At 57.0% G+C, this 9703-nt stretch carries 5 protein-coding genes and 4 pseudogenes; 5 read left to right on the top strand and 4 right to left on the bottom strand.

What is annotated here, in order from left to right; translation table 11 throughout:
* Nucleotides 1-772: 772 nt before the first annotated feature.
* Nucleotides 773-1084, bottom strand: a pseudogene (locus tag AC1ECN_RS33090) (transposase); the annotation flags it as partial.
* A pseudogene (locus AC1ECN_RS33085) lies at nt 1071-1253 on the bottom strand (transposase); the annotation flags it as partial. The pseudogenes AC1ECN_RS33090 and AC1ECN_RS33085, both read right to left, overlap by 14 nt.
* 71 nt (nt 1254-1324) lie before the next feature.
* Here AC1ECN_RS33085 and AC1ECN_RS33080 point away from each other — a divergent pair.
* Nucleotides 1325-2392 (top strand): cyclic nucleotide-gated ion channel, encoded by a 1068-nt coding sequence (locus tag AC1ECN_RS33080; protein ID WP_477955366.1) that lies wholly within the window; start codon nt 1325-1327, stop codon nt 2390-2392.
* Nucleotides 2393-2631: 239 nt separating this feature from the next.
* A complete protein-coding gene (gene serA, locus AC1ECN_RS33075; RefSeq protein ID WP_024323517.1) occupies nt 2632-3870 on the top strand; it encodes a phosphoglycerate dehydrogenase in 1239 nt (412 codons plus the stop codon).
* 60 nt (nt 3871-3930) lie between these two features.
* Here serA and AC1ECN_RS33070 read toward each other — a convergent pair.
* A pseudogene (locus AC1ECN_RS33070) lies at nt 3931-4172 on the bottom strand (IS630 family transposase); the annotation flags it as partial.
* A gap of 207 nt (nt 4173-4379) precedes the next feature.
* Between AC1ECN_RS33070 and AC1ECN_RS33065 the strand changes: the two are divergent.
* Both AC1ECN_RS33065 and AC1ECN_RS33060 read left to right on the top strand, forming a co-directional pair.
* A pseudogene (locus AC1ECN_RS33065) lies at nt 4380-4512 on the top strand (IS630 family transposase); the annotation flags it as partial.
* A gap of 316 nt (nt 4513-4828) precedes the next feature.
* Nucleotides 4829-5665 (top strand): hypothetical protein, encoded by an 837-nt coding sequence (locus tag AC1ECN_RS33060; protein ID WP_024323519.1) that lies wholly within the window; start codon nt 4829-4831, stop codon nt 5663-5665.
* A gap of 228 nt (nt 5666-5893) precedes the next feature.
* Here the strand turns inward: AC1ECN_RS33060 and AC1ECN_RS33055 are convergent, their stop codons facing one another.
* Nucleotides 5894-6697, bottom strand: a complete 804-nt coding sequence (locus tag AC1ECN_RS33055) for a GNAT family N-acetyltransferase (protein WP_458382160.1) — start codon at nt 6695-6697, stop codon at nt 5894-5896.
* A gap of 245 nt (nt 6698-6942) precedes the next feature.
* Between AC1ECN_RS33055 and AC1ECN_RS33050 the strand changes: the two genes are divergently transcribed.
* Entirely contained in the window at nt 6943-9681 is a 2739-nt protein-coding gene (locus AC1ECN_RS33050; RefSeq protein ID WP_477955363.1) for an ATP-binding protein, read from the top strand.
* Nucleotides 9682-9703: the final 22 nt, after the last annotated feature.

Below are 9703 nucleotides of genomic sequence, written 5' to 3'. Positions count from 1 at the left end.
GAGGGGAGCCGTTTCTTCATGGCAGAATCGAATCATGATTTGCCCCGGCTTGAGAATCCCCAGACTAGCAATCACTTCTCAAAGCGCGCGGTTATGCACACTTCTATGACCGCTCACCAAAACGCCGCCATGGATTTTGCCCCACGTACCCTGCGGGAAAGCGGGCTGATTTGGTGGCCATGCCGACATTCAGCATGTCTGACACAGGAGCAGGGTGCTGGAAGGGCCGAGAGTGTTCAGGCGCGTGCTGCAACCATCGAGGCGAGGGGTGCAACAGCATGATCTTCATCATTGATCCCCAGCCGATCGGCGAGAGAGTGCCAGAACGACAGGCCTAGATGTTTAGTCCCGGTATTTGATGGAGCGGATCGAGGTGAAGCGTTCGGGCTGTGAAGCCCATGCTTTGCATAAGAACTCGTAGGATGTGAGGCCCTTGATACCATCCGATCACCTACGGCCGACGTCACCGCCAAGCGAAGATTGATTCCGAGACACCTTCCGACCTCTATTTTGGGGACGATGGCCCGTCCTGGACGCCTTCGGCATTGCAGCGCGGTAATCGCCGCTCGGCCGACGTAGACGGGGCGACGAGCCAAGGCGCGCTAACCCGCATCTCTCACAGCGCCTGTGGCTTTGGTTGACGTTGGGCTGTTGGCGGCGGTCGGGGCCGGGCTTGCCGGCGAAGACGCGCGACCGTCGCCGCGATGTGGCGTTTTGTCTGGGCCGGTGATGTATCTTTTTTCGTTGGTGGGTGGGTTCAGGTCCGGCGGCATCATCGGGCCGCAGCGCATATTCGGGCGTGAGCCAGAGCAAACTCCTCGGCATAGGGGCAGGCGGAGGCCATCGCCACCTTGATGCGGCGGACTGACACGCGGACCTGCGCGCCGATCTTCAACAGCTTCAATCGGATCGTGCCGCAGGTGGCATCGGCAAGCCGGGTATGAGCGAGGYCGACGCGGCGTAGCGCCCCGATCAAGACATAGGCCAATGACGCAAACCAGAGCCGCAACTGATTGGCGCGCATGGTGTGGGCGCTGGTGCGGTCGGCATAGAGATCGAGCTGGCATTCTTTGATGCGGTTCGAGGAAGCTTGGGAAATAGCTGCCCTTGCGCAGCTTCGGAATGCGAAGCGCGACCGTTCCGGCGCGTGTCTCCCAATCCCGGTCGCGGTAGCCGCTGCGTTGAGCCAACCGCATCGCATTCTTCTCGCCGTAGCCAGCACCGGTCGCACTGCCGACCTCCAGCTCCATCAGCCCCCCCGTTCCCTTGCGTGTGGCCCGAAGGTATCTATTGTCGACGAATGCCGGGCGGTTGGGAGTATGTAATGTCGGCAGTGCCGTTCTCAAAGATTTCGACGCCGCTCAACGCGCTGTTCGCTACAATCGGTCTCCTGGTCGTTGCTACACTGACGACGCACGGCCTTACTGGACAGGAGAGGCTTGTCTTTGAGCTGCTACTTGCGGCAATTTGGCTGGCCTATCTCCTCCAATTGAGCGGCACATTGCTTTCACGGCGACACCGCTTGTCGGGCGGGATGCCGGCCCTCGTGATCGATTTGCTCGCGGTTCTGGTTCCGGCTGCTGCATTCTTGTTCGTCGGGTCCCCTGATCGAAACCTCTATTGCGCCATTTGGCTTCTCAAGCCGTTGCGCGACTCGACCTTCTTCAGGCTGCTGGCAAAGGTGATCGCGAATGAATCGCGCAATCTGCTTGGCGTGACATCAGTGTTCGGCATCGTTCTTTTTGGCGCTGCGTTGGCCGGTTATATCATCGAGCGAGATGTCCAGCCCGATAGGTTCGGCAGCATTCCGCAGGCGATGTGGTGGGCGGTCGTGACGCTGTCGACGACCGGCTACGGTGACGAGATCCCGCAGAGCTTTGCAGGTCGAGTACTGGCCGGATTGGTGATGATGAGCGGGATTGGTATTTTTGCACTTTGGGCCGGCATCCTCGCCACCGGCTTCTACGAAGAGGTTCGCCGCCAAGATTTCGTTCGCAACTGGCAATTGGTCGCTGCCGTACCCCTGTTCCAGAAGCTTGATTCCGCTGCGCTGATCGAGATCGTTCGGGCGCTGCGAMCGCGCATTGTCCCCGCAGGTGCCSTGATCTGCCGCAAGGGCGATGTTGGCGATCAGATGTTCTTCATTGTCGAGGGGCAGGTCACCGTGGCGACACCCGACCATCCAGTGGAACTCGGTGCCGGAAACTTCTTTGGCGAGATGGCGCTGATCAGTGGCGAACCKCGCTCAGCGACGGTCAGCGCAGCAACCGAGGTATCGCTGCTGTCGCTCTACGCCGTGGATTTCCAGATGTTGTCRAGCAGTAGTCCGGAGATCGCGGAGACCATCCGCAAGACGGCGCTGGAGCGGCGGGGCGGGCCGGCGAAGGAATAATCCAAGCCTGATGGCTGCGGCATTGCAGCAGCCGGTGGGGGGTCAACAGCCGCCGTACGCTCGTCATGACTGTCGGCATATGCTGAATTGCGGCAACGGAGCCCTATGCCTGCCGACGGAGTTGAGTTTATTATTGCGCTGCTCATTGGATGGTCGCTAAGTCATGCTGCCATAGCAGTGCGTCTTTGTGTCGGACGAGCTACTTCGGCCAGATAGAATTCGGACTCCAGGGAAATTCAATGACCGAACAACTTTCTCTTCCTCGCGATCGAATTTCCGTACTTTTGATGGAAGGGATCAGTCAGAGCGCGGTGGACTACTTCGCTTTATCCGGCTACGTCAACCTGACCCATTTGCCGAAGGCTCTGGATGACAAAGATCTCAAAAGTCATATAGCCGAGGCCCATATAGTCGGAATTCGTTCACGCACGCAGCTGACAGAGGAGATTTTCAGCTCCGCCAAGAAGTTGATGGCCGTCGGTTGTTTCTCAGTGGGGACAAATCAGGTCGACCTGGATGCGGCCCGTCGACGCGGGATCCCGGTATTCAACGCCCCTTATTCGAATACGCGCTCGGTCGCCGAGCTTGTGATCGGTGAGATCATAATGTTGACCAGGCGGATTTTCCCGCGTTCGGCTTCCGCTCATGACGGCGGATGGGACAAAACCGCCGAAGGTAGTCGTGAGGTGCGCGGGAAAACGCTGGGCATCGTGGGCTATGGCAATATCGGTTCGCAGCTAAGCGTTCTTGCCGAAAGCATGGGTATGAACGTTCGCTATTTTGATCCTTCGGACAAGCTTCGCCACGGCAATTCAGAATCGATGGCAACGCTTGGCGAGCTCCTCGAAATCTCGGATTTTGTAACGATGCATGTTCCAGAGACCAGCTCGACGCAAAACATGATAACTGAAGCTGAACTGCGCAGGATGAAAAAGGGAGCCATCTTCATCAATAATGCCCGCGGAACGGTGGTGGATCTTGAAGCGCTCGCGACGGTTTTGAAAGAAGGACATCTCGCAGGCGCGGCTGTGGATGTCTTTCCAAAGGAGCCAGCATCAAACAAAGAGCGTTTTGAAACACCGTTGCAAGGTTTGGATAATGTCATTCTGACCCCGCATATAGGAGGGTCGACTGAAGAAGCCCAAGAGCGTATTGGAAGAGAAGTCTCGAGGAAGCTTGTCGAATATTCAGACATCGGCTCGACGCTAGGTGCTGTCAACTTTCCCCAGGTTCAACTGCCGCCGCGTCCAAACGGCACGCGTTTCATCCATGTTCATGAAAATCGCCCCGGCATTCTCAACAATCTGAATACGGTTTTTTCGTCTCGTGGACTTAATATTGTGGGCGAGTTCCTGCAGACGCACGGCGAAACCGGTTACGTGGTTATTGAAGTCGAAGGCGTTGGCCAAACTGCAAATGATATACTTGATGCACTTCGCCGGATTCAAGGAACGATACGGGCTCGATTGGTTTACTGACGCCGGTGAGAATGCCTTTTCCAGGTAGCTCTCCAGGCTCAGGAATCATTGTGACCTGCCATCAAGGGTCACGTCCTTGTGGTCGTCAATCATATCGACGACCAACGCCTCGTATGCATCCAGGTTGAGGGTCTCCAACCCTGCGGCCGCGATGTCGGCTCGCCGTCTCTTGCTCTGGCAATCCAGCGGATTGCAGTCGAAATCCCAACTGCGAACCAGGCGGCGGCCTGGCGCGCAGACATTGCGGTAGCCGACGCTTTCAATACGCGTAATTGAAGATCATCGCTCAATGCTCGTGCCATCATCAACCTCCTCGCTGTAGAGGTTGAATCAGCTTCGCCTCGCAGCGTCACCTCACAATCGATTCATCGATTACAGGATCTGCTCTAAATTAGAGAATCCTTCGCCGAGCGCATTGATGAAGTCGGTATCGAGGGCGACTGCAACTGGCCAGACTTGTCAATAAGACGAAGGCAAAGGGGCCAAAGTGATCTCAAATTGCACACAGCAGAGATAACTGGCTCTCCAGCCGCGTCTTCAAGTGACGATATTGTCGACCATTGCTGCCACGCCTGGCAAAAGCTCCAGGACCGTCCGTGGAAGATCATGTCCATTGGCCGGAGGCGATGGGCAAATGAGTTCAGATCAATGAGGGATCGTATATGCCGCAAAGGCGAATTTTATCAATCTCTTGGCAAAGCTGAAACGCGGGTTGTTGTTCACATCCGTTCAAGGCGAAAAGGCGAATGCATTATTTGATGCCAACTCGTTGCACACCAAAGCCCAGCAGTGCTCCTGAATGACTAAAGGCGCAGTCTGTGAAGACCACGCCTAGTCGAATTCCGTTTAGACTCTCCAAGTGCCATGGTAAGGCCATGGGCTCGCAACACCATTGTGCCACCACTCAGCGAGTAGCTATGTTATAGGGAAAAGAGACTCGCATTGCAAGGGGGAGCAAGTGTCCAGCATCACCAAGCGGCACGTGCCGACATCACAGCTACTGGGTGAATACCTGACATTCGTCCCCACCCCGCAGCAGGTGGATCACTTCAAGGCGGACATGCGCACCCTCAACCCCACCCTTTTACGCGACAGTATCCGCGAAGGGGTTCAGGTCCGGGCCCTACAGCAGATACCCATACCTGAGCAGAGGCTGGTGATCCACAGGATCTATACCCGCAAGGTGAAAGAATTTTCGTCGATCTACCCCTTCGTGTTCGCGGTGGAGAACGCCTTACGCTCGGTGCTTGCCGACTACTTAGAGGAACGCTTCGGGCGGATGGAATGGTGGACGCTGATCCGCAATGCCAGGCAGAACGGACAGACCTATACTGCCTTTCCCAACATTCTCGGTACGCCCGTCAATCCAGCCTTTGTGAAAGCTGTCTGGCGAGTCTTCGACAATATGGTCAGTCAGCAGCATATCAACAATGTTACCGGCAACAACAAAACCGACGAGTTCTACTATTGCCTTACCCTGGGTGACCTCTGGACGATTATGCAGGCGGATTGGCCTCTGATCCGCGACATGTTCGCTACGGACTCTATTCTCGGCTTCACTTTCACAAAAACCATGTTTAACGACACGATGCGGGTCATCAAGGAGACACGCAACGAGCTGTTTCACAGCAACCCGATTAAGGACCGCAAGAAGATCGTCGACGCCTGCGAGCGGATTCTGAACGGACTGCAGTTCCACCTCGGCGACTACGACCATGATCTTGGGGCCGCGCAATATGTGCGCGTGCCGGCGACTGTCGCCAGGGCACAGCGCCACGTCATTCCGGCGCGCTGACAGACGGGATGTGTACCCGTCTTAGGCCGAGGGCGCAGCTCGGGGCGGGTGGCTGCTTATGATTCAAGGTGAAGACAAACGACGCAAAGGGAATAATAAGCGATTAGATACAATGGTTTTTTTGGAAGAGCGCGGCACGTCGGTTCATATCCGTTCAAGGCGAGGTAATCCAACTTCGGTCGCATTAGGATCCCGGCCGAATTACACAGCCCCTCAATAGCGAGTACCTCATAGAATGAAGTTGCTGCGGTTATAGACGGGCACGAAACCTAATTTCGCTAAATTGGCGTTCGAGATGTTGGCCTTTTCAGCCGAAGGCACCTCGGTCTCGACCACAAAAGTCGAAACGCCACTGTCTGCGCCGTGTTCTAAACGAGCTTGTATCAAAGCCTTTTGCGCACCGCGGTTTCGAAAGCCCGGCACGGTCGTTCCCCCGCCGAGCCAGGCGGAGGATTCTGAAGCAAACATTGCTCCCGTTCCCACAGGCGTGTCTCCGTCTAACGCGTAAAAACACGACCATCCGTCTCGTCCGACGATCGCGGCCCATAAAGCGGTAAGGTTTTCCGGGAAACCGAACCCGGCACACATCATGGCGCCGAATACCTCGGCTTCATTTTGCCGAACCTTTCGCGTTTTCACGGTGCTCGGTGATAGAAGAGAAACCGCGTCCGCGGTACGTCGCAACTTAGCCCACCCAGGGCCATATGTCGTCAGCCCTTTCGACTGGATCCAATGTTTCACCTGGTCGGATGCAGCGTCCGCGTTGACCTGTAAAAACCTTTTTCCCGCCCTTTGTCTCATCCAGTCGTAGGCTTTGTCGAGATCTTCACTTTTGGTGAGGCCGAGGATGCGGTTGAGACCGATGGCAGGTGCGCTTGGAAGAGAAATCGTGCATCCACCATTCATGGAAACGCATTCGAATCGTTCCTCATCCGCCAATAAGCCGTGGGCGGCGTCATGCAGATCGATAAAAGCTTTGGCCTCAATGGCGTCCTCTCTTGTAGGACAGGAGTTATCAGAACAAGTATCCAAGGGAGGGCTCCTACGGCAGATTTTCGCCGAAAGCGGATAAAGGAATTATTGGATTCAAAAAAGAACAATCGGAGCGCCGCCGTCCTGTGACGAGGATTACTTCAGCATTTGGTGATCGCAGCGAACCATACGGTTACGTCCGATCCATCATCTCCGGGCAACACGAGGTGGGACCGTCGCCCCACAGGTATTGAAAATTGGCTAAGGCAGTGTAACGTCGAGCTTTTGTGGTTTGTGAGAGCAAAGTGTCACACGATGGCGGTTCCCAGGCCTTGTCGAAGCAAAAGGCCTACCAGTTCGGCGATTTCCGCCTGTTACCTGAAGCTCAAGCCCTCCTGTACAAGGGGCAGTCCGTCGCGCTGGGTGGGCGAGGGTTCGATATACTGACCCTGCTCGTGGCGCGGGCTGGCGAGGTTGTGAGTAAAGCCGATCTATTCTCGCACGTATGGCCGGACTATATCGTCCACGACCATAACTTGAAGGTCAATGTGGGCAACCTTCGACGCTCGCTGGCCGAACTCGATCCCGCCCCGGAATACATCGCAACGATCGCTGGCCGTGGCTACAAGTTCGTCGTTGCGGTGGAGAACGACCGCCCAGCGGTAGCACGGCTAGTTGCTTCAATCACGAGTCATCATACCGCCCCACCGGAAGTGCGGCAGCTCCTCGGCCGCGATGACGCGATCCGGCAAATCTCCGAACAGCTTGATCACCCGGGTTATGTCACCATCGTCGGGCCAGGCGGAGCCGGGAAAACGTCACTTGCGGTCACCGTTGCTCAGCATTGCTGCAACGAAGGCAAAGCCATTGCCTTTGTCGATCTCTCTACGGTCACCGATCCCCGATTTGTGGTGCCCGCAATAGCTTCCGCTCTCGGCATCTCCCTTGGATTGGACGATCCGATCGCGGGCGTGATTGACCTCCTTCGAAGCAACAAACTGCTTCTCATCATCGACAATTGCGAGCACGTCATTGCAATGGCAGCGACGATGGTCGAGCGGATCTCAGCAGAGGTGCCGGGCGCCCGTATCCTCGTGACCAGCCGCGAGCCGCTTCGGACGAGACACGAGCAAATCCATTTTCTCTCCGGGCTCGCTTATCCGGACCAGACGGCTGAGCTCTCCACGACCGACGCGCTTCAGTTTCCTGCGATCCAGCTCTTCATCTCAACGGCCCACGGCGCTGGTGTTTCGGAACCAACGGACGAATACGTTCGCAGTGTCGTCTCAATCTGCACACGGCTGGACGGCTTGGCACTCGCTATCGAATTGGCCGCCGGCACGGCCAGTGTCCTTGCTCCCTCAGCGCTTGAAGGCCTGTTCAAGAATGGTTTTGACGCGATGGGTCGTGGAGCACGGGATGCGCCATTGCGCCACCAGTCGCTGGAGGCTACGCTGGACTGGAGCTATCGGCTTCTTCCCGACCGCGAGGCTATCTTGCTCGCCTTGCTTTCGGTGTTTTCGGGGCGTTTCAACGCCGACGACGCAGAAGCCATGTATTCCGCTGGTTCCCTCGTGCCGATGGCAGGACGTGATGCCCTTTCGCAGCTGGTGGCAAAATCACTGCTCTCCGCGCAATACGACGGCGGGACTGTGCATTACAGGATGGCCGAGAGCACCGGCACCTATGCTGCACGGCGTCTCTTTGGTTCACGCTACAGAGAGGAAGCCAGGCGACAATTTGCCATCCGGATAAGGGACAAGCTGCAGATCGCCGAACGGGAATGGTCCTCACAGACGTCTCGCGAATGGTTAGGGAAATATAGGAGGCAGATCGACGATGTCCGTGCCGCGATCGCCTGGGCGTTCGATCCTGCAGGGGACGCTGCATTGGGTGTCGACCTGGTGGTCGCCGCATTGCCCCTGTGGCAAGAGCTTTCGGCGTTCAGGGAAATGCTGGAGGCCATCGATCTTGCAAGCTCAAACAGTGCGGCACTGGTAGGGCTCGCGCCTCTGGGACGAGCAAAGCTCTCCACGGCGCGGGCTTGGGCTATGACGCTGGCACGCCACATGCACCCGCAAACCGAGGACGCTTGGCGCGAAAGCATCTTTCATGCGAACGGGTCGCGCGACGCCGGGTTTCAAGTGCGCTCGGTGTGCGGACAGGCCGTCTTTCTTGCTTATTCCGGCCGGCCGCGCACGGCGTTACGCAGCATGAACGATTTTGCGGCATCAAAGAGTTTGGACTGGACGACAGCGCCCGACGGCAAGCGGCTGTTGGCGCATATCGAAATCTACGCAGGTGAGCTCAATTCGGCATCGGCCCATCTGGAGGCACTGATGAACGATTGGGGTCACTTGGAAGAAGGCCATGGACTCTCGCGATTCCAAGTCGACTTGCCGGCTGGCATACGCTTGTCTCAGGCATTTCTGTGCTGGTTACAGGGTGACTCTGATCGTGCCGCTGCTCTGGCCAGTCGTGCCATCGATCGTGCCGTCGACCTCGATCACATGATATCCCTCGGCAATGCGATCTCGTTGGCGGGCCTTCCGATCGCATTCGTGGACGGCAATCTCGAAACCGCTTCGCAGCTTCAGCGGCAGTTGGCTGACGTCAGCCGCCGTGAAAGCGTCGGCATTTATGAGGGGACAGCCACGTTTTTCGCCGGTGCTATCCAGTCGGCTCGAGGTGAAAGAGCAGGTTTCACTTTGATGCAAGATAGCATCACCGGGTTGCTGCGGGGCGGTTGGCGTGCTCGCGTTCCTTTCTACCGCAGCCTATTGGCGGAGGCCTATATTGCTGCGGGTGAGATGCAACTTGCAGAAAACAGCCTGCGCGCCGTGCTTAGCGAAATCGGGATTCGTGAGGAACGCTGGTGGCATCCTGATCTCTGGCGCGTTGCGGGAATGATTGAAGCCGGGAACGCCCGTCCAAACAAAGCGATGCGCTATTTCCAGAAGTCTTTGGATAGCGCCCTCGCCATGGGGGCTGGCGCCGCGATCAAACGGACCCAGCTTGCCATGGCTGCGGTGGATGTGCGCTGATGGCGCTTCAATCTCATGTTCG

The sequence above is a fragment of the Rhizobium sp. 01N447_2 genome (assembly GCF_056399245.1).
The sequence above is the reverse complement of the archived record's forward strand: the minus strand, read 5'-3'. Positions and strand labels throughout refer to the sequence as shown.

What these genes read in the sequence shown, in the direction of transcription:
- serA (WP_024323517.1), top strand. Translation starts at nt 2,632, where the DNA reads ATGACCGAACAACTTTCTCTTCCTCGCGATCGAATTTCCGTACTTTTG.